Origin of the sequence: Bradyrhizobium sp. Leo170, from assembly GCF_004296405.1 — a bacterium.
Lineage (GTDB): Bacteria > Pseudomonadota > Alphaproteobacteria > Rhizobiales > Xanthobacteraceae > Bradyrhizobium.
Genome location: NZ_PSRR01000156.1, coordinates 1 through 18,428, shown reverse-complemented (window position 1 = coordinate 18,428; position 18,428 = coordinate 1). Strand labels below are relative to the sequence as shown.

The window sequence follows — 18,428 nt, the reverse complement described above, 5'->3', positions numbered from 1 at the left end:
TGCGCTCCATCCGGGCTACAGGCGCTCAATACAGCGGGAACCTGGTCGGCTCGCCGCCCAGATCCGACGGCGGGTTGAGTGGCTGGCGATCGATCGGCCGATTGAGGTTTTCCCGCGCGAAGTCCGGGTACCCGAACGGCGACGGAAAGGCGTAGTCCTGGAACTTGCGGTCGCCTGGCAGCACCTCGGTGCCGGCATCGAGCCAGGAGCGCGTGGTCACGAAGACGCGCGTGCGCGGTCCCTGCTGGTAGGAACGGTTGGGCCCTTGGCCTCCGTAGGTGAACCGGCCGTCGCGGTCATACCGGAGCTGGTCCTGACGCCTGCTCTGGGCATCGGCAGGGCTGGCGAGGAGACCGACCACCGCCGCGGCGGTGGCAAAGAATACCGCGAACCTGGTCGCGGCAGGAAATTTGGCAGTCATTTCATCCTCGTCACTGTGCCCCGACCGGAGGCCGGCAGGTCGCCCCATCTGATTTGGTCACATTGTAGCCTTGGCGCAACTGCCGCCACTAGGTCAAATGCGCCACACCCGCGCGCAATAATGCCGCGGCAAGCGCAAAAGTTTCATGAAAACCAGTGCCTTGCCGCGATGTCGCCATCATCGGAGGGGCGCCGCGGCCGGTGGCGTGCGGCGCCTGAGTGATTACATCATGTCACCTGAACAGGCGGCCAGACCGGCGAAGCGCTACGACTAACGTTGTCTTAACGGCGTTTCTCGCATAGAAGCGCTGCGCTTCCTTAGCCGACGGATGCGGCAGGCGAGCATTTTTCCTCGGAGAGTGAACGATGGGTTACAAAGTCGCGGTGGTGGGTGCGACCGGTAATGTCGGGCGGGAAATGCTCGGCATTCTGGACGAGCGCAAATTCCCGGCTGACGAGGTGGTGGCGCTGGCCTCGCGCCGCAGCGTCGGCGTCGACGTCTCCTATGGCGACCGGACCCTGAAGGTCAAAGCGCTCGAGCATTACGACTTCTCCGATGTCGACATCTGCCTGATGTCGGCGGGTGGCGCGGTCTCGAAGGAATGGTCGCCGAAGATCGGCGCCGCCGGCGCCGTGGTGATCGACAATTCGTCGGCTTGGCGCATGGATCCGGATGTGCCGCTGATCGTGCCGGAGGTGAATGCGGACGCGGCGGCGGGCTTCACCAAGAGGAACATCATCGCCAATCCGAACTGCTCGACCGCGCAGCTCGTGGTGGCGCTGAAGCCCCTGCACGACAAGGCGACGATCAAGCGCGTCGTGGTGTCGACCTATCAGTCGGTCTCGGGCGCCGGTAAGGACGCGATGGACGAACTGTTCTCGCAGACCAAGGCCGTCTACACCAATGACGAGCTGATCAACAAGAAATTCCCAAAGCGCATCGCCTTCAACGTCATCCCCCACATCGACGTCTTCATGGAGGACGGCTACACCAAGGAAGAGTGGAAGATGATGGCGGAGACCAAGAAGATTCTTGATCCCAAGATCAAACTCTCCGCGACCTGCGTGCGCGTGCCGGTCTTCGTCGGCCATTCGGAAGCGGTCAACATCGAGTTCGAGAACCCGATCTCGGCCGATGAGGCGCGCAACATTCTCCGCAACGCGCCAGGCTGTCTCGTCATCGACAAGCAGGAGCCCGGCGGCTACGTCACGCCCTATGAGGCTGCCGGCGAGGACGCCACCTATATCAGCCGCATCCGCGAGGACGCGACAGTGGAGAACGGACTCGTGCTGTGGTGCGTGTCGGACAATCTGCGCAAGGGCGCCGCGCTGAATGCGGTGCAGATCGCCGAATGCCTGATCAACCGCAAGCTGCTTACTGCCAAGAAGAAGGCGGCCTGAGAGTCGCGATTGGTGAATGACCGGAGAGCCGGAATCGATGACCGACGAGCCGGTTCCTTATCGACCTGATCCCAGGCTGAAACGCGTTGAGATCGGCTTCGAAAGCCTGATCTTCAACAGCCGCTGGCTGATGGCGCCGTTCTATTTCGGTCTCGTCGTTAGCCTCGCGGTGCTGCTCTACAAGTTCGTCGCACTGCTGTGGGAGTTCATCCTGCACGTGCCGTACGCCAAGGAATCCGACATCATCCTCGGCGTGCTCTCACTGATCGACGTGTCGCTGACCGGCAATCTGATCCTGATCGTGGTGTTCTCGGGCTATGAGAACTTCGTTTCCCGGATCGATCCCGCCGGCCATCCGGACTGGCCGGAATGGATGACCAAGGTCGATTTCGGCGGCCTGAAGCAGAAGCTGCTTTCCTCGATCGTGGCGATCTCGGCGATCCAGGTGCTGAAGGCCTTCCTGAACATCGATGCGATCTTCGACGCGCAGAAGCTCGGATGGCTGGTCGGCATCCACCTGGTGTTTGTGATCTCGACCCTGATCCTGGCCTTGTCGGACCGCTGGGGCGCCGGCCACGGGGCGGATTAGGTTGATTGGCGAATAGGGAGTAGCGAATAGCGAGTGGAGTTAGCCTATTTGCTACCCGCAACTCGCGCACTCACGAATTCCTTCGTCGTCCGGTCGAGCACGAACAGCGAGCCTTCGGCGACGCCGAAATAGGCGCCGTGCAGGTTCGTCTCGCTCTTCTCCACCCGCTCGCGCACGAACGGGAACGTCATCAGGTTCTCGAGCGAGCGGAACACCGCGGCTTTCTCGATCCGGATGGTGAAATCCTGCATCGTCTCGTGCTCGCGCTGCTCGACCACCTCGCCGGGCTTGATGAACATCTGCATCCACTTGCCGATGAAGTCGCCGGGCGACAGCGGCTGGATTTTATCGATGAACGCGCGGATGCCGCCGCATTGGGCATGGCCAAGCACGACGATGTGCTTCACCTTGAGCACGCTGACGGCATATTCCAGCGCCGCCGAGACGCCGTGGGCGCCGCTGTCGGGCTGGTAGACCGGAACCAGGTTGGCGACGTTGCGCACCACGAACAATTCACCCGGGCCGGCGTCGAAAATCACTTCCGGCGAGACGCGGGAATCGCAGCAGCCGATCACCATCACCTCGGGGGACTGGCCGCGCACGGACAATTCGCGGTAGCGGGACTGTTCCGTGGGCAGCCGCTGCGTGGCGAAAGCCCGGTAGCCGTCGAGCAGATGTTGCGGGAAGAGCTCCATGCCCTTGCCTAACCACAAGCCGGTGACCGGAACAAGGCTTTCGGACTGATGGCCGAAATGATAGGCGGGATGGAAACGACCGAAAGGAAACGACCATGACCCGTCCGCGCCGCAGCCTGTTGTTCATGCCCGGATCCAATGCGCGGGCGCTGGAGAAAGCGCGCAACCTGCCGGCCGACGGCATCATCCTCGACCTCGAGGATTCGGTGGCGCCGGATGCCAAGGGCCTGGCGCGGGACCAGATCGCGGCTGCCGTGGCGGCCAAGGGCTTCGGCAAGCGCGAGGTGCTGATCCGGATCAACGCCCTCGACACGCCGTGGTGGGTCGACGACGTCGGCATGGCCGGCAAGGCGCAGCCCGACGGCATCCTGGTTCCCAAGGTCTCCAGCGTCGACGACCTCAATGCGATTGCCGACCGCCTGAGCGACATCAACGCCCCTGCCTCGATCCGGGTCTGGGCCATGATCGAGACCGCGCGCGCGGTGCTGCATGCCGAGGAACTCGCTGCGGCCTCAAAGGATTCAGAGACCCGGCTTGCCGGTTTCGTGTTCGGCCCGAACGACATTTCGCGGGAGACGCGGATCAAGATGCAGCCGGGCCGTGCGATCATGATCCCGATGATCACCCATTGCATCCTGGCGACGCGCGCGCACGGCCTGGAGATCCTCGACGGTCCCTATAGCGATTTCGCCAATGTCGACGGCTTTGCCGCCGAATGCGCGCAAGCGCGTGATCTCGGCTTCGACGGCAAGACGCTGATCCATCCGGGCCAGATCGAAGCCTGCAACGCGATCTTTACCCCACCGGCAGAAGAAGTCGCGGAAGCGCGCAAGATCATCGCGGCGTTCGACAAGCCGGAGAATGCCTCCCGCGGCGCGATCCAGATCGACGGTCGCATGGTGGAGCGGCTCCACGCCGAGATGGCGCGGCGCACGATCGCGATTGCAGATGCGATCGCGGCAATGAGGAATTGACCTCTCGTCGTCCCGGCTTTCGCCGGGAGACGGGTTAGCGAAATTTTTCGGCCGCCCACGCATAGAGGCTTCCGGGGATCGGCGCCTCGCGGCCGCGGCCCTTCGGCGAGATGTGCAGGCCGATGACGTCGGGATTGCCGAGCAATTTCGAGTAGTCGCGCGGCTCGAAGAACAATTTCGGTTCGGCATGCACCGCATAGAACGATTGCTTCGGCAGGGCATATTGCAATTCCCCTGCGCGGCGGGCGAGCGCGGTGAGTGCCGGCGGGCCGTAGAGGGAGATCCGGATGTCGGAGAGACGGTTGGAAACGCCGCGCAGGCGCCGCAGCGCGAAGACAACGCGATGACGGAGCGCGAGCCACTCCGGCGTCAGCTCCTCCTGCTTCATCAATCCTTCGAAGGCGCGCACGATCGGATCGTCCGACGGCAGATAAAGCACGGAGTTGCCGAGCTGGCGCGGCCGCTCCCACGCAAAATAGGGCTTGGCCGGATCGATCTCGATCGGCTTCAGGAGCAGCACATCGGCATCGAGCCAAACGCCCGCGCGTTCGGCCATCAGCCGTATGCGGAAAAAATCGCTGAACTGCAGGATGGTCCAGCCGCGCCAGCTCCCATCCGGTTCCGGCGGCCGCAGCTTCTCGGAGAACGCATGCGGCAGGATCGCTTCGGCCTCGGCATTGCCGATGCCGTCGGGCAGGCCGGGCAGCGGATCGAAACTGTAGACGGTGACCTTGTGGCCGGCGGCGACCTGCGAACGCAGGCAGGTCAGCCGCAGCCGGTCGAGCGGACCATGCCAGAAGGTGACGACGTCCGGACGCATGCGTCGTTCCTCCAGAGCTTGATCCGGAGCGGAAAGATCAGGCCCAGGCGCGCTCGCGGCTGGCCTTGGCCTCGTAGTCGTCGATCGACGACTTCTTCTCCATCGTCAGCCCGATATCGTCGAGGCCGTTGATCAGGCAGTGCTTGCGGAACGGGTCGATCTCGAACTTCACAGCGCCGCCGTCGGGACCGCGGATTTCCTGATTCGCCAGGTCGATCGTCAGCGTCGCATTGGCGCCGCGCTCAGCGTCGTCGAACAGCTTGTCGAGGTCTTCCTGGGCAACGCGGATCGGCAGGATGCCGTTCTTGAAGCAGTTGTTGTAGAAGATGTCGCCGAACGAGGTCGAGATCACGCAGCGGATACCGAAATCGAGCAGTGCCCAGGGCGCGTGCTCGCGGCTCGATCCGCAGCCGAAATTGTCGCCGGCGACCAGGACCTTGGCATTGCGATAGGCCGGCTTGTTGAGCACGAAATCGGGATTCTCGCTGCCATCGTCCTTGTAGCGCTGCTCCGAGAAGAGCCCCTTGCCAAGGCCGGTGCGCTTGATGGTCTTCAGGTACTGCTTGGGGATGATCATGTCGGTGTCGACATTGATGATCTTCAATGGCGCCGCGACGCCTTCCAGCTTGGTGAACTTATCCATCGATCGCACTTCCCGGTTCAAGGTGGGAGAGGGGGTTATCTATCCCGAAAAACCCCCTGGAAAAAGGCTAATTTGCGCATGGGGCCTTTGTCTGACGCGTTTTCTTCACGCGAACCGGGGGCCACCCTCGGATCAAGTCCGAGGGCATGCTTCGCTCGAAAACGCTTTAGCCTGCAGCGGCCTCGATCGCCTCCATGTCGGCGTCGGAGAGGCCGAAATGGTGGCCGATCTCATGGACCAGGACGTGGCGGACGATGTGGCCCAGCGTCTCCTCGTGCTCGGCCCAATAGTCGAGGATCGGCCGGCGGTAGAGCCAGATCATGTTGGGCAAGTGCGGGACGTCGCCATGGCTCTGGTGCGGGAGACCTATGCCCTGGAACAGGCCGAGCAGGTCGAATTCGCTTTCGCAGCCCATCTCGTCCATGACTTCGTCGGTCGGGAAATCGTCGACGCGGATGATCACGCCTTCGCAAAGGCTGCGAAAGCGTTTGGGCAGGCGCTCGAAAACGTCATGTGCCATGGCCTCCATTTCGGCGAGCGATGGCGCTTTGGCTGTGGTCCACATGGCGCTTGTTTAGCGCGAGTTTCGCACAGGGCGCCAGCGCTGTTGACCTTGTCACGGCAATCGGAGACCGTACGGCCCGCGAACTGGATTTTGGGTGGGCGTGATGCGGCGGATCGTGATGGGAATGCTACTGGCGGCTTTGGCGGGAGCCTCGCTGCCGGTTGCTAGCGCGCAGGCGCAAACGGCTCCATCGGCAACGCCGGGCGTGCAGGCGGTTGCGCCCACCATCTCTGAGTCCTCCGCACAGCGCCGGCGGCCGCTGCGGCGGATTCCGATCTACCGCCAGGATCACTGGGAACCGGATGTCATCCCGCGCTACAATCCCGGCCCGAACGCCGTGCGCGATTGCACCGCCCACTATGTGCAGGAATACCGGCCGAGCGGTACCGTGATCACACCGCGCATGCACTGCTATTGGCGTCCCGGTTAGCTTTGCGGCTGCCGTATTGCCACTCTTCTAGACAGTCAGAAATCCTGACCTTGGCACGGAACTGAAACGCGCACTCCCGCGTTCACGTCCGCGGCGCAGATTCATTCCCTCCACATTCACGTCGTCCGCTTCTGCTTGCGACCTGCGTCGCGGCAGCCTCACTCGATTCGAATCGATGGTTGCAGACGTGACATCCGAGGACGTTCGGGAGAACAAAAAATGAAGGTGACAAAACTTCTGGGGCTGGTTGCCGCCAGTTCCCTGCTTGCGCTTGCCGTGCCGGGCGAGCGCGCTCACGCGCTTTCGCTGAACAGCCCCGGCGCCGCTGCGGCGGTTCAGGATGCTCCGAAGCAGATGTCGGAGACGACCGAAGTGCGCTGGCACTCCCGTCGCCATCACCGCCCGCACCGTTGGCATCCTCGCCGCCACTGGCGCCGCTGACAGGCTCGCGGCATTCAACGCAGAGCGCACAGGCCCGTGAGTAACGGGCCTGTTTTTCATTTTCAGCCAAGAAAGTTTCCATTTCAGCCAAGAAACAGGCATGATTGTACCCGTTATCGCCCGCTCGATTGCTGGAGGAGTCATCTCATGAAGGGTTGGATCGGCGCCGCGCTGGTTGCAGGTGTCATGGTATTGGCATCGCCGGCGTCAGTGACGACGGCCGCGGCAGGGCCGCAGCGGACCGTCGCGCAAAAGGCTGATGCAGGAGCCACGGATTTCAGTGCGCGCCGCTACAGGCCCTACTACCGAAACGTTGATCGGTCCTACATCGACTTCTACTACCGGCCCTATCCTCCTTACTCTCGCGCTTACACGCAGCCTTACTACTTCCGACCATATCCATATGACAGGCCGGTCCCGTACGCATTCGGCTTCCGGCATGACCCGTGGTGGTGGTGAGGCGCTGAGCGCTTCCCAAACAGACGGTTGATTGCAATCCTCTTTCGCTCGTGTCGCATTCACGGCGCGTTCACGTCGCTGTCTCTAGCGTCATGATGGGAGCGACCGCACATGCACGCGATGACGACGCACGCCTTCTAGGCGGCGCGATTGCTATTGCGCGCTTCAAGGAGGTTTTCGGAATGAGGAGACGACAATTCGGGCGCGGCATGATCAGTCGCGTCGGCCTTGCGGCTGCCGCGGTGTTCGTCCTTACGACGGCAACGCAGCGCGCCGAGGCGCTCTCACTGGCCAGCCCGGGCGCCGTACCGGCGACGAAGGCGGCGACTGAAGGGCTGGCCACCGAAGTGCAGTTTCGGGGCCATGGCGGCGGTCGTGGCGGCGGTTTCCATGGCGGCGGATTCCGCGGTGGTGGTTTCCATGGTGGCGGTTTCCGGGGTGGTGGTTTCAGAGGTGGGGGTGTCGCGTTCCATCGCGGCGGCGGCTTTCGCGGCGGCGGCGTGGCCTTTCATCGCGGGTTTCGTGCGGCACCGGCTTTCCACGGCGGCTACCGTTATGGCGGCTTCCATCGCTACTACGGCGGCGGCTATCGCTACGCCTACCACCGGCCCTACTTCCACCGGCGTCATTTTCACCGCCGGTTCTACTATGCTCGGCCGTACTATTATCCGCGCTACTATTACCCGCGCCGTTGTCGGATCATCTGGACCTATTACGGCCCGCGCCGGATCTGCCGCCCCTGGTGGTATCGTCACCACTATTGGCGTCCGTATTGGTGAGGCTTCGTAGCCCGGGTGAAGCGTCAGCGTAACCCGGGGCCGGTACGCAATGTTGATGCAAGTGTCCCGGGTTGCGCGTTCCGCTCCACCCGGGCTACGGGCTCGAAATGAGCCGTCTTAATCCCAGTCCCTGAACTTCCAGGACTTCAGCTTCCACGGCGTCAGGTTCTCGACCCGCCATTGCGCCCAGCGGTCCGGCGGCCAGTGGCTGAGGCGCGAGGTTTCTTTCGCCTGAGGCATTGGATCGATCACGCGCGGCATGGTTCGGCGCCGGTTCTGGCGCGTCGCCTCGCTGACCATATCGATATATTCGCGCTTGTCGGCCATGGCTGGCTCCTTGCGAAAGGATGCATCCGCAAGGAGCAAGTCTGCGCCTCGCTGCTTAACGAGGCGTTTCCGCGATTTATCGAGCTTGAGAGAAAGGTGGTTAACGCCACTCCCTCACGTCGACAAAGTGCCCGGCGATTGCCGCAGCGGCCGCCATTGTCGGCGACACCAGATGGGTGCGGCCCTTGAAGCCCTGGCGTCCTTCGAAGTTGCGGTTCGAGGTGGAGGCGCAGCGCTCTTCCGGCTTCAGCTTGTCGGGGTTCATGGCCAGGCACATCGAGCAGCCCGGCTCGCGCCACTCAAAGCCGGCATTGATGAAGATCTTGTCGAGACCTTCCGCCTCCGCCTGCTCCTTCACGATGCCCGAGCCCGGCACGATCATCGCGTTGACACTGGCGTTGACGTGCTTGCCCTCGGCGATCTTGGCCGCGGCGCGCAGATCCTCGATGCGGCCATTGGTGCAGGAGCCGATGAAGACGCGGTCGAGCTTGATGTCGGTGATCTTCGTGCCCGCTGTCAGGCCCATATATTTCAGCGCGCGATGCTTGGAGAGGCGCTTGGCCTCGTCCGCGATCTTGTCGGGATCCGGCACGAAGCCGGTGACCGAGATGACATCCTCGGGCGAGGTGCCCCAGGTCACGATCGGCGGCAGCTTTGCTGCGTCCAGCCGGAGTTCGTGGTCGAAATGCGCGCCGTCGTCGGAACGCAGCGTCTCCCAGTAGCGCATCGCCGCATCCCAGGCCTCGGCCTTCGGCGCCTTGGGACGGCCGCGGAGGAAGTCGAACGCCTTCTCGTCGGGCGCGACCAGGCCAGCGCGCGCGCCGCCTTCGATCGACATGTTGCAGACGGTCATGCGGCCTTCCATCGACAGCGCGCGGATCGCCTCGCCGGCATATTCCAGCACGTAGCCGGTGCCGCCGGCGGTGCCGATCTCGCCGATGATGGCGAGGATGATGTCCTTGCCGGTCACGCCTTCGGGCAATTTGCCGTCGACGGTGACGCGCATGTTCTTGGCTTTCTTCTGGATCAGCGTCTGCGTCGCCAGCACATGCTCGACTTCGGAAGTGCCGATGCCGTGCGCGAGCGCGCCGAACGCGCCATGCGTCGAGGTATGGCTGTCACCGCAGACGATGGTCGTGCCGGGCAGCGTGAAACCCTGCTCGGGGCCGATGACGTGGACGATGCCCTGGCGCTTGTCGAACTCGTCGTAATATTCGATGCCGAATTCCTTGGCGTTCTCGGCGAGCGCCTTGATCTGCTCGATGCTCTCAGGATCGGGGTTGGGCTTGGTGCGATCGGTGGTCGGCACGTTGTGGTCGACGACGGCCAGCGTCTTTTGCGGCGCGTGCACCTTGCGGCCAGTGGCGCGCAGGCCTTCGAAAGCCTGCGGCGAGGTCACTTCGTGCACCAGATGGCGGTCGATATAGAGCAGGCAGGTGCCGTCTTCAGCTTCGTGCACCAGATGGTCGTTCCAGATCTTGTCATACAGGGTGGTCGGTTTGGACATGAGCATCAGCTCCAGCGATGTTGTGGTAGCGGATCGGCGCGGTTAGGCGCCGGGGCAAACGAAAGGCCGGCGCAGCATCAAGCTGCGCGCGTAAGCTCCGACGTCGCCGAGGTCGCAAAGCGCCCGAAGAACCGGCCAGGCAGCCGCGAGCGATCGTCGATCACGACGCGCTTGATGGGCTCGATGCTGGTCTGATCTGGAACCATTCTACAAATATATAGCAGGCCAATCCGGAAGCGCGAGTGCTTTCAATGCGCGTCACGGCTTCAAAGCCGCGTGCGCGTGAATTCACCCTGAGGAGTGCGCCATCGGCGCGCGTCTCGAAGGGCGAGGCCACCGGCGGGGCCTCCATCCTTCTCCCGGCGATGCATAGCATCGTCCGGAGACGCGCGTTCCGCGTTCCTCAGGATGAGGGATTGACACGGGTGTCACCGCACGAAGCAACAAAAAAGCGCGGGGACCGGCCCCGCGCTTTCAGTCACATCCGTGTTGGTCGGATGAGCTTACTCGTTGACGGCGGCGGCGCGATCCTGCTTGTCCTGCTTCTCGACAATGCGGGCCGACTTGCCGCGGAGATTGCGCAGGTAATAGAGCTTGGCGCGACGGACCTTGCCGCGGCGCACCACCTTGATCGAGTCGATCATCGGCGACATCACCGGGAAGACGCGCTCCACGCCCTCGCCGTAGGAGATCTTGCGCACCGTGAAGCTCTCGTTGAGGCCGGAGCCCGAACGGCCGATGCAGACGCCTTCATAGGCCTGCACGCGGGTGCGATCGCCTTCGACCACCTTGACGTTGACGATCACGGTGTCGCCGGGCGCGAATTCCGGGATCTGCTTGGTCGCAGCGAGCTTGTCGTACTGCTCTTTTTCGAGCTGCTGGATGAGGTTCATTGAAATCTCCATCGGCGGCGCGCCCAGCACCGACGCGGGCTGCGCAAGAATTCGGGCTATCCTGATTGCGGATTTGGGCGCTCCTATAAGGCAAAGCGCGGGCTTTGTCACCCGTCTGTCGTGTTTTTTGTGCCGTGCCGCGCGATCCACAAATCCGGCCGCCTGGCCCGGGTCAGGGCCTCGGATTGGGCCCGCCGCCAAGCCGCGACCTTGGCATGATCGCCCGAAGTGAGGATTTCCGGGATCGGCCGGCCCTCGAATTCCTGCGGGCGGGTATATTGAGGGTATTCCAGTAGTCCCTCGGAGAAGGTCTCGTCCTCCCCGGAGGCCTGCTTGCCCATCACCCCCGGCAACAGCCGTACGCAGGCGTCGATCAGCGCCATGGCGGCGATTTCCCCGCCCGACAGCACGTAGTCTCCGATCGAGACCTCCTGAAGCCCGCGCGCCTCGATCACCCGCTCATCGACCCCCTCGAATCGGCCGCAGACGATGAGCGGACCCGGGCCGGACGCGAGTTCCGCGACGATGGGCTGGGTCAGTGGCCGACCCCGCGGGCTCATCAGCAGCCGTGGCCGGTCCGGCGCGATATCGGTCGCATCGATGGCGGCAGCCAGGATGTCGGCACGGAGCACCATGCCGGGTCCGCCGCCCGCGGGGGTATCGTCGACGCTGCGGTGCCTGTCGGTCGCGGAATCCCTGATGTCCCGCGGTTCCAGCGTCCACAGGCCGGAGGCGAGCGCCCGGCCCGCAAGGCTGACGCCAAGCGGTCCCGGAAACATCTCCGGGAACAGGGTCAGCACGGTGGCGCGCCATATGGTCTGAGCGGTCATCGGGTTCCGTTACGGCACCACGGCCGTGAGGTCGAGACCCTGCATCAGCGCGGCGGCTTCCACCGCGCGCTTGATGTCGCCAAGCGAAAACGCCGTGACGTTGATCTGGCGGAGATCGAGCAGGTTCTCGGCGGCCAGCGCCGCCAATTGGCCGGGCGCCGTCCGGTCGTACATGAATTGCCCGACCACCTCCCAGTCGTTCGCCAGCATTTCGCGGAACGAGAGCTCAAGCGGCGCCTCCGCGCTGCCCATCAGCACCAGCCGCCCGCCACGCTTCAGCGCGCGCAGGCAAGACAGCGTGGTCGAGGTGCTGCCGGCGTTGCCGAGCAGGTCGAGCGCGACCTCGGCCCCGCCGGCCGCGGCGCGGCGGATGATCGGAAGGTCCTCGGCTGCGTTGCCGCTGACGACGGCCGGAATGACGCGCGGACCGAAGGTCTCGCGCAGCAGTTCCAGTGCCGCCCGCTTGCGCCCGACGGCGACTACGCGTCCTGCGCCCATCGCGACGGCCAGCATCACCGCGCCCGAGCCGAAATAGCCCGACGCGCCATTAATGATGATGGTCTGTCCGCCACGCAGACCCGAACGCTGCAATCCGCCGAACGGCACGATCAGCTTTGCGAGCCCGATCAATTCGGTTGCGGGCCTGTCCTCGAGCCCCGAAAGCGGCGTCACGCAGGCTGCCGGCCAATGCGCGACCTCGGCAAACACGCCGTCGCGCCAGCGTGTCTGCAGGGCCAGCGCTTCCGGTGTGGTTGTCATGGCCGTAAGCCCGATCAGGATCTGCGGCGGCTCGCGGTCGGGCACATCGCCGCGCAGATGCGGGCTCAGGAAGACGCGGTCGCCGGCTTCGACATGACTGACATTGTCGCCGACCGCGACCACACGCGCGATGGCGTTTGTCCCGGGCACGAATGGCATCGGCGGCAGGCTGTAGGGCACCGCGCCTGACAGCACCTTGCCTGTGTAGGAAAGCACCATGCCGGCTTCGATGCGTACCACGACGCCGTCGGGTGCGGGCGCTGGTGTCTCCACTTCATCGAGGCGAAGATCGTTATGCGCGTGCAGGCGCCAGGCTTTGTGGCTTGCCATCGTCGTTGCTCCGCTATCGCTATTCCCTACGTAGCCCGGATGGAGCGAAGCGCAATCCGGGGAAAGCCCGTGGGCGGCGAGCAGTCCCGGATTGCGCTTCGCTCCATCCGGGCTACGGATACTACTCCGTGTTCTCGCGGGGACGACCCTGAGAGGGTTCCTCGCCCTCAATCTCTTCAGGCAATTCGACGACGACCCGCCCGCCGGCGAGGTCGACGGTCGGCACCACCGCGTTGGTGAACGGCAGCATCATCGTTGCGCCTTGCGGCGGCGCGATCTCGATGATGTCGCCGGCGCCGAAATTATGGATCGCGAGGACCTTGCCGAGCGGTTGGTCGCCGGTCGTGACAGCGGCGAGGCCGATCAGATCGGCGTGGTAGTATTCGTCATCGTCGGTTTCGGGCAATCGTTCGCGCGGAACGTAGAGCTCGATGCCGTTCAAACGCTCGGCCTCTTCGCGCGTGGATACGCCCTTGAACGTCGCGACCAGATGGTCCTTGGCCTCGCGGACGTGCGCGACCTCGAACCGGCGCGCGCGTCCTTGGTGAACAGCGGGCCGTAATCCTTCACGGCCAGCGGGTCTTCGGTGAAGGTCCAAAGCTTAACGGCGCCGCGCACGCCATGCGCAGCGCCGATCCGAGCGACGCAAACCGGTGCGGGCACCGTCATGCGCCTGAAAGCTTACGCCTTCGCGGCGGCTTCGGCCTGGGCCTTGCGCTCCTTGCGCGGCACCGCCTTTTCCGGGTTGTTGCGCGGCGCGCGCTTCACGACGCCGGCCGCATCGAGGAAGCGGGTCACGCGGTCCGACGGCTGCGCGCCCTTGGCGAGCCAGGCCTTGACCTTGTCCATGTCGAGCTTCAGCCGCGCCTCGCTGTCCTTCGGCAGCAGCGGATTGAAATGGCCGAGCCGCTCGATGAAGCGGCCGTCGCGCGGAAAGCGCGAGTCGGCGACGACGACGTGATAGACCGGACGCTTCTTGGTGCCGGCTCGCGCAAGACGGATAACGACTGACATTTGGTTCTCCTGATAGGTGGTTTGATTTGGATGTTGATGAACTAGCCCGTCATTCCGGGGCGCGAAGCGAGCCCGGAATCCATCCGGCCACGGATGCAAGCGGTGAAATGGATTCCGGGCTCGCCGCTGCGCGGCGCCCCGGAATGACGAATGGAGAGAGGAGCGAGCTTCCTCATTTCTTCTTCCCCGGCGGGCCGCCGAGGCCCGGCAGCGTCGGCTTGCCGCTGAGGCCGGTGAGCCCCGGCAGATTGGGCAGGCCCTGGCGCAGGCCGACGGGAAGGTCTTTCGGCAGGTTTGGCAGGCCGCCACCGGGCGCGCCCTGCATCTTCTCGGCCAACGCCTTCATCTCTTCCGGCGAAGGCGGCTTCATGCCGCCGCCAAAGCCCATCGCCTGCGCGATGCCGGCGAGCGGGCCGCGCTTGCCCGAACCCATGGCCTTCATCATGTCGGACATGTTCCGGTGCATCTTGAGCAGCTTGTTGACCTGCTCGACGTTCTGGCCGGCACCGGCGGCGATGCGTTTCTTGCGGCTGGCTTTCAGGATGTCCGGGGTCTTGCGCTCCTGCCGCGTCATCGAATCGATGATCGCGACCTGGCGCTTCAGGATCTTGTCGTCGATCCCGGCGGCGGCGATCTGGTTCTTCATCTTGGCGACGCCGGGCATCATGCCCATCAGGCCGCTGATGCCGCCCATGTTCGCCATCTGCGTGAGCTGCTCGCGCATGTCGTTGAGATCGAACTGGCCCTTGCGCATCCGCTCGGCGGTGCGTGCGGCCTTTTCGGCGTCGATATTGGCCGCGGCGCGCTCGACCAGCGACACCACGTCGCCCATGCCGAGGATGCGGCCGGCGATGCGGCTCGGATGGAAGTCCTCCAGCGCGTCGGTCTTCTCGCCGGTGCCGATCAGCTTGATCGGCTTGCCGGTGACCGCGCGCATCGACAGCGCGGCGCCGCCGCGGCCGTCACCATCGACGCGGGTCAGCACGATGCCGGTCAGCCCGACACGCTGGTCGAACGAGCGCGCGAGGTTGACCGCGTCCTGGCCGGTCAGGGAGTCCGCGACCAGCAGCACTTCATGCGGATTGGCGACGGCTTTGATCTCGGCCGCTTCCGTCATCATCTCTTCGTCGAGCGTGGTGCGGCCGGCGGTGTCGAGCAGCACGACGTCATAGCCGCCGAGCTTGCCCGCCTCGATCGCGCGCCGCGCGATCTGCGGCGGCTTCTGGCCGGCGACGATCGGCAGCGTCGGGATGTCGAGATCGCGGCCGAGCACGGCCAATTGCTCCATCGCCGCCGGACGATAGACGTCGAGCGAAGCCATCAGCACCTTGCGCTTGTCGCGCTGGACCATGCGGCGGGCGAGTTTCGCGGTGGTCGTGGTCTTACCGGAACCCTGCAGGCCGACCATCATGATCGGAACCGGCGGCACCGAGTTGAGGTCGATGGTCTGGCCGTCGGAGCCGAGGGTCGCGACCAGTTCGTCGTGGACGATCTTGACCACCATCTGGCCTGGGGTGACCGACTTGACGACGGTGGCGCCGACCGCCTGCTCGCGCACGCGCTCGATGAAACTCCTGACAACCTCGAGCGCGACGTCGGCCTCGAGCAGCGCGCGGCGCACTTCGCGCATCGCGGCGTCGACATCCTTTTCGGTGAGCGCACCGCGCCCCGTCAGCCGATCAAGGATGCCACCAAGCTTTTCCGACAGATTGTCGAACAATGCCGTTGTCCTTTGTTGCGCCCGCAGGCACCTCAGTCACTTGCCGTCATACCCCGCGAAAGCGGCGTATCCAGTACGCCGGGACATCGCATCAAACAGACGCCGCCGGTTACTGGATCACCCGCTTTCGCGGGTGATGACAACCTGGGTGTCCCGACGCAGAACGCCAAGATGATGTTCCAAAGCCGGTCTTCCAAACACTTTCGCGCCCGAGGGCGCACAGCGCTGTCGGGCGTTGGCCTCCGGTCTCGAGGGCCGGTCGGCGGGTCGAAAAGAACGATCTTTCCGAGAAAGTGGCGGCGTTAAACCCCCGCGGGCGCCGAAAGTCAAGGAAAAGTCGGGTGAGGTGATCCGAATCGGACCCATAACGACATGAAAATACTTATGTTTCGATTATGGGTTCCGATTTGCGCGCTCGGTGCCATATAAATTCCAACGCCCCACTACCCGTGATACAGCCCCGTGCCCATCACCCGCCGCCGCATCTTTGCACTGTTCGCCGGCGCCGCCGCCGTGATCGGCGTGCCGTCGGTTTGGATGACCCGCATGAAGACCTATGACGGCCCCGTCTCCGATCATTTCGATGGTTTGCGCTTCTTCGATCCGGACGGCGCGCCGCCGAAGTCGCTCGGCGAGGTGCTGCGCTGGCAATTTGGCGGCGAACGGAAGCGCGTGGACTGGCCCGACTGGGTGCCCAGTCCCCACGCCGATACGCCGCCGCCGCGGGTCGAGGGCGACAAGGTGCGGCTGTCCTTTGTCGGCCATGCGAGCTGGCTGATCCAGGCCGCCGGCCTCAACATACTAGTCGACCCGGTGTGGTCGATGCGCGCCTCGCCGTTCTCCTTTGCGGGACCGAAGCGGCACAACGATCCCGGCATCGCCTTCGAGGCGTTGCCCGAGATCGATGTCGTGCTGGTGTCGCACGGCCATTACGACCATCTCGACGTCGCGACGCTCTCGAAGCTCGCCGCCAAATTCTCGCCACGCGTGATCACGCCGCTCGGCAACGATGTCGCCATGCGCGAGGCGGATCGCGCGATCAAAGCCGAAGCGTTCGATTGGCAGGATCGTGTCGAACTCGGCAACGGCCTCGCCGTGACGCTGGTGCCGACGCGGCACTGGTCGGCGCGTGGGCTGCTCGACCGCAACAAGGCGCTATGGGCGAGTTTCGTGCTGGAGACGCCGGTCGGCAAACTCTACATCGTCTGCGATTCCGGCTATGGCGACGGCGGGCATTTTCGTCGTGTCGCCGAAGCGCACGGCCCGCTGCGGCTCGCGATCCTGCCGATCGGCGCCTATGAGCCGCGCTGGTTCATGCGCGACCAGCACATGAACCCGGCCGATGCGGTAAAGGCGCTGGCCGATTGCGGCGCCGCGCAGGCGCTGGCGCATCACCACGGCACGTTCCAGCTCACCGATGAAGGCATCGATGCACCGGCGATCGCGCTCGGTGAGGCGCTGGACCAGGCGGAAGTGCCGCGGGACAAATTCGCGGTGCTGAAGCCGGGGCAGGTGTTTGAGATCTGACGACGGCTACTGCTTCGGCTTGATCGCCCAGGACACGTTCACCGAGACCGCCAGCGTCTCCTCGCCCGGCGCAACGGGAGCTGCTGCCGCCATTGGCGCGGCCATCTTGCCGCGGAAGAGGGGCGTCGGCGGCCCGCCTTCCGAAATGCTGAGCGCATCGCCGAGCGTTACGCCGGCCGCCTTGGCGTAGATTTCCGCCTTGCGGCGCGCGTCGGCGATGGCCTTTTCACGTGCGTCGTCGAGCAGTTTTGAGGCCTGCGAAACCAGGAATCCGATCCCGCCGATCTCATTGGCGCCGGCGCCGACCAGGACATCGATCAGGCCCGCGATCTTGGCGATGTCGCGCACCTTGATGATCACACGATTGGTGGCGCGATAGCCGGAAATCGTTGCCGGCCCCGGTCGGCTTTGCGCCGACGGATATTGCGGCTGCAGCGACAATCGCGAGGTCTGGTAGTCCTTCTCATCGATGCCGGCGCCTTTCAGCGCCAGCAGCACCTTGCCCATTGCGGCGTTGTTGATGTCGGACGCCTCGCGCGCGGTCTTGGCTTCCGAGGTCACGCCGGCGTCGATCTCGGCCTGGTCGGGCGCGGCCGAGATCGTGGCTTCGCCGTTGACGGAAATGGCAGGGGGCGGGACCGTCTGCGCCAGGGCAGGCGATGCCGCCAGCGCCAGCGCCGCGAGGGCAACGAGCTGTTTCATTCGCTTCACTTCACTTCAGGGGTACGTAGACGTTGATCACCAGCTTGTCTTCCGCCGTCTTCAGCGGATCGGTGGTGTATTCTTCTATAAAGGTGTCTTTTGCCTCCAGTTTCTTGTCGTCGAGGTGGTTGGTGATCGCCTCGTAGGTGTTGTCCATGTTGTCGTAGGAGCCGCGGTGGACGAACTTCAGGGCCTTGCCGTCGGGCGAGTTGCCCATGCTCATGTTCTTGCCGAGGTTCTTCACCTCCTGGTCGACAGGAATTTCCGCGACGAAGGTGAAGCCGGTGTCATCGGTCGAGGTATAGACGATCATCGAATTGCCCGTCGGCTTGATGTTCTGCTTGTCAAGCTCCGCCGTCAGCGCCTTCAGCGAGTCGATCAGGGCGTCGAAGGCCGAATCCCAGTTGGCGTTGCCCTTCATCATGACAACCTTCTTCGGCTCCAGCGTGAACTCCTCACCGAAGGGGTCGGCGGTCTGCACCGGCGCGGAGGCGGGCGGCGTCGGGCTCTGGGCGGCTGACGGGGTGTCGGCCGGTGATTTGGTCTCGGCCGGCGGCGGCGCGGGAGAGGGGGTTGGTGCCGGCGGCACCGGCGAGGCCGAAG

General features: G+C 64.4%; 21 protein-coding genes and 1 pseudogene. 7 read left to right on the top strand and 15 right to left on the bottom strand.

The features are described 5' to 3' along the window. Positions 1-25: 25 nt before the first annotated feature. A complete protein-coding gene (locus tag CWO89_RS24165) occupies positions 26-421 on the bottom strand; it encodes a hypothetical protein (RefSeq protein WP_130581217.1) in 396 nt (131 codons plus the stop codon). A 365-nt stretch (positions 422-786) separates the two neighbouring features. Here CWO89_RS24165 and CWO89_RS24160 point away from each other — a divergent pair, with 365 nt between their 5' ends. Both CWO89_RS24160 and CWO89_RS24155 read left to right on the top strand, forming a co-directional pair. After that, positions 787-1,821, top strand: a complete 1,035-nt coding sequence (locus CWO89_RS24160) for an aspartate-semialdehyde dehydrogenase (RefSeq protein WP_130581216.1) — start codon at positions 787-789, stop codon at positions 1,819-1,821. A 37-nt stretch (positions 1,822-1,858) separates the two neighbouring features. After that, positions 1,859-2,410 carry a TIGR00645 family protein gene (locus CWO89_RS24155; protein ID WP_130229081.1) on the top strand — a complete coding sequence of 184 codons (552 nt, stop codon included), beginning with the start codon at positions 1,859-1,861 and terminating at the stop codon, positions 2,408-2,410. A gap of 44 nt (positions 2,411-2,454) precedes the next feature. Here the strand turns inward: CWO89_RS24155 and CWO89_RS24150 are convergent, their stop codons facing one another. Then, positions 2,455-3,105 (bottom strand): carbonic anhydrase, encoded by a 651-nt coding sequence (locus CWO89_RS24150; protein WP_130581215.1) that lies wholly within the window; start codon positions 3,103-3,105, stop codon positions 2,455-2,457. 95 nt (positions 3,106-3,200) lie between these two features. Here CWO89_RS24150 and CWO89_RS24145 point away from each other — a divergent pair, with 95 nt between their 5' ends. After that, positions 3,201-4,079, top strand: a complete 879-nt coding sequence (locus CWO89_RS24145) for an HpcH/HpaI aldolase/citrate lyase family protein (RefSeq protein WP_130581214.1) — start codon at positions 3,201-3,203, stop codon at positions 4,077-4,079. Between the two features lie 34 nt (positions 4,080-4,113). Here CWO89_RS24145 and CWO89_RS24140 read toward each other — a convergent pair whose 3' ends face one another. From CWO89_RS24140 to CWO89_RS24130, 3 genes are all read right to left on the bottom strand, one after another. Then, the gene (locus tag CWO89_RS24140; RefSeq protein ID WP_130581213.1) at positions 4,114-4,899 is read right to left on the bottom strand and encodes a glycosyltransferase family 32 protein; all 786 of its coding nucleotides are present in this window, start codon (positions 4,897-4,899) and stop codon (positions 4,114-4,116) included. A 37-nt stretch (positions 4,900-4,936) separates the two neighbouring features. After that, a complete protein-coding gene (gene leuD / locus CWO89_RS24135) occupies positions 4,937-5,542 on the bottom strand; it encodes a 3-isopropylmalate dehydratase small subunit (protein ID WP_028165134.1) in 606 nt (201 codons plus the stop codon). 166 nt (positions 5,543-5,708) lie between these two features. Then, the gene (locus tag CWO89_RS24130; RefSeq protein WP_130581212.1) at positions 5,709-6,107 is read right to left on the bottom strand and encodes a metallopeptidase family protein; all 399 of its coding nucleotides are present in this window, start codon (positions 6,105-6,107) and stop codon (positions 5,709-5,711) included. A 118-nt stretch (positions 6,108-6,225) separates the two neighbouring features. Here CWO89_RS24130 and CWO89_RS24125 point away from each other — a divergent pair, with 118 nt between their 5' ends. The 3 genes from CWO89_RS24125 to CWO89_RS24110 all read left to right on the top strand — a co-directional run bounded on the left by CWO89_RS24125 (position 6,226) and on the right by CWO89_RS24110 (position 8,216). Continuing rightward, entirely contained in the window at positions 6,226-6,537 is a 312-nt protein-coding gene (locus CWO89_RS24125; RefSeq protein WP_245476494.1) for a hypothetical protein, read from the top strand. Between the two features lie 219 nt (positions 6,538-6,756). Then, a complete protein-coding gene (locus CWO89_RS24120) occupies positions 6,757-6,978 on the top strand; it encodes a hypothetical protein (RefSeq protein WP_130581210.1) in 222 nt (73 codons plus the stop codon). Positions 6,979-7,619: 641 nt separating this feature from the next. Next, positions 7,620-8,216 (top strand): hypothetical protein, encoded by a 597-nt coding sequence (locus tag CWO89_RS24110; protein ID WP_130581208.1) that lies wholly within the window; start codon positions 7,620-7,622, stop codon positions 8,214-8,216. 117 nt (positions 8,217-8,333) lie between these two features. Here CWO89_RS24110 and CWO89_RS24105 read toward each other — a convergent pair whose 3' ends face one another. The 8 genes and pseudogenes from CWO89_RS24105 to ffh form a co-directional block, all read right to left on the bottom strand. Continuing rightward, on the bottom strand, positions 8,334-8,543 hold the full coding sequence (locus tag CWO89_RS24105) for a hypothetical protein (protein ID WP_130581207.1): 210 nt from the start codon (positions 8,541-8,543) through the stop codon (positions 8,334-8,336). Between the two features lie 100 nt (positions 8,544-8,643). Continuing rightward, the gene (gene leuC / locus CWO89_RS24100) at positions 8,644-10,056 is read right to left on the bottom strand and encodes a 3-isopropylmalate dehydratase large subunit (protein ID WP_207234557.1); all 1,413 of its coding nucleotides are present in this window, start codon (positions 10,054-10,056) and stop codon (positions 8,644-8,646) included. 497 nt (positions 10,057-10,553) lie between these two features. Next, entirely contained in the window at positions 10,554-10,943 is a 390-nt protein-coding gene (gene rplS, locus CWO89_RS24095; protein ID WP_027580760.1) for a 50S ribosomal protein L19, read from the bottom strand. A 107-nt stretch (positions 10,944-11,050) separates the two neighbouring features. Continuing rightward, complete coding sequence (trmD, locus tag CWO89_RS24090; RefSeq protein WP_130581205.1) at positions 11,051-11,773, bottom strand: tRNA (guanosine(37)-N1)-methyltransferase TrmD; 723 nt, start codon at positions 11,771-11,773, stop codon at positions 11,051-11,053. A gap of 9 nt (positions 11,774-11,782) precedes the next feature. Further along, positions 11,783-12,862, bottom strand: a complete 1,080-nt coding sequence (locus tag CWO89_RS24085) for a zinc-binding dehydrogenase (RefSeq protein WP_130581204.1) — start codon at positions 12,860-12,862, stop codon at positions 11,783-11,785. 121 nt (positions 12,863-12,983) lie between these two features. Then, a pseudogene (rimM, locus tag CWO89_RS24080) lies at positions 12,984-13,525 on the bottom strand (ribosome maturation factor RimM). A gap of 18 nt (positions 13,526-13,543) precedes the next feature. After that, the gene (gene rpsP / locus CWO89_RS24075) at positions 13,544-13,876 is read right to left on the bottom strand and encodes a 30S ribosomal protein S16 (RefSeq protein ID WP_130229090.1); all 333 of its coding nucleotides are present in this window, start codon (positions 13,874-13,876) and stop codon (positions 13,544-13,546) included. Between the two features lie 172 nt (positions 13,877-14,048). Then, entirely contained in the window at positions 14,049-15,596 is a 1,548-nt protein-coding gene (gene ffh, locus CWO89_RS24070; RefSeq protein WP_130581203.1) for a signal recognition particle protein, read from the bottom strand. 462 nt (positions 15,597-16,058) lie between these two features. On the opposite strand from ffh, the gene CWO89_RS24065 reads away from it, so the two are divergent. After that, positions 16,059-17,123, top strand: coding sequence for an MBL fold metallo-hydrolase (locus CWO89_RS24065; protein WP_165421310.1), 1,065 nt, complete (start codon positions 16,059-16,061; stop codon positions 17,121-17,123). 6 nt (positions 17,124-17,129) lie between these two features. On the opposite strand, the gene CWO89_RS24060 is transcribed toward CWO89_RS24065, so the two are convergent. Together CWO89_RS24060 and CWO89_RS24055 are read right to left on the bottom strand one after the other, a co-directional pair. Further along, positions 17,130-17,825 carry an SIMPL domain-containing protein gene (locus CWO89_RS24060; RefSeq protein ID WP_130581202.1) on the bottom strand — a complete coding sequence of 232 codons (696 nt, stop codon included), beginning with the start codon at positions 17,823-17,825 and terminating at the stop codon, positions 17,130-17,132. Positions 17,826-17,835: 10 nt separating this feature from the next. Next, positions 17,836-18,428: GyrI-like domain-containing protein (locus CWO89_RS24055; RefSeq protein ID WP_130581201.1), on the bottom strand; the 593-nt coding region annotated here is incomplete at its 5' end.

Bases quoted from the DNA above. Each gene is read 5' to 3' on its own strand.
- CWO89_RS24165 (WP_130581217.1), bottom strand. From the start codon at position 421: ATGACTGCCAAATTTCCTGCCGCGACCAGGTTCGCGGTATTCTTTGCC.
- CWO89_RS24160 (WP_130581216.1), top strand. From the start codon at position 787: ATGGGTTACAAAGTCGCGGTGGTGGGTGCGACCGGTAATGTCGGGCGG.
- CWO89_RS24155 (WP_130229081.1), top strand. From the start codon at position 1,859: ATGACCGACGAGCCGGTTCCTTATCGACCTGATCCCAGGCTGAAACGC.
- CWO89_RS24150 (WP_130581215.1), bottom strand. From the start codon at position 3,105: ATGGAGCTCTTCCCGCAACATCTGCTCGACGGCTACCGGGCTTTCGCC.
- CWO89_RS24145 (WP_130581214.1), top strand. From the start codon at position 3,201: ATGACCCGTCCGCGCCGCAGCCTGTTGTTCATGCCCGGATCCAATGCG.
- CWO89_RS24140 (WP_130581213.1), bottom strand. From the start codon at position 4,899: ATGCGTCCGGACGTCGTCACCTTCTGGCATGGTCCGCTCGACCGGCTG.
- leuD (WP_028165134.1), bottom strand. From the start codon at position 5,542: ATGGATAAGTTCACCAAGCTGGAAGGCGTCGCGGCGCCATTGAAGATC.
- CWO89_RS24130 (WP_130581212.1), bottom strand. From the start codon at position 6,107: ATGTGGACCACAGCCAAAGCGCCATCGCTCGCCGAAATGGAGGCCATG.
- CWO89_RS24125 (WP_245476494.1), top strand. From the start codon at position 6,226: ATGGGAATGCTACTGGCGGCTTTGGCGGGAGCCTCGCTGCCGGTTGCT.
- CWO89_RS24120 (WP_130581210.1), top strand. From the start codon at position 6,757: ATGAAGGTGACAAAACTTCTGGGGCTGGTTGCCGCCAGTTCCCTGCTT.
- CWO89_RS24110 (WP_130581208.1), top strand. From the start codon at position 7,620: ATGAGGAGACGACAATTCGGGCGCGGCATGATCAGTCGCGTCGGCCTT.
- CWO89_RS24105 (WP_130581207.1), bottom strand. From the start codon at position 8,543: ATGGCCGACAAGCGCGAATATATCGATATGGTCAGCGAGGCGACGCGC.
- leuC (WP_207234557.1), bottom strand. From the start codon at position 10,056: ATGCTCATGTCCAAACCGACCACCCTGTATGACAAGATCTGGAACGAC.
- rplS (WP_027580760.1), bottom strand. From the start codon at position 10,943: ATGAACCTCATCCAGCAGCTCGAAAAAGAGCAGTACGACAAGCTCGCT.
- trmD (WP_130581205.1), bottom strand. From the start codon at position 11,773: ATGACCGCTCAGACCATATGGCGCGCCACCGTGCTGACCCTGTTCCCG.
- CWO89_RS24085 (WP_130581204.1), bottom strand. From the start codon at position 12,862: ATGGCAAGCCACAAAGCCTGGCGCCTGCACGCGCATAACGATCTTCGC.
- rpsP (WP_130229090.1), bottom strand. From the start codon at position 13,876: ATGTCAGTCGTTATCCGTCTTGCGCGAGCCGGCACCAAGAAGCGTCCG.
- CWO89_RS24060 (WP_130581202.1), bottom strand. From the start codon at position 17,825: ATGAAACAGCTCGTTGCCCTCGCGGCGCTGGCGCTGGCGGCATCGCCT.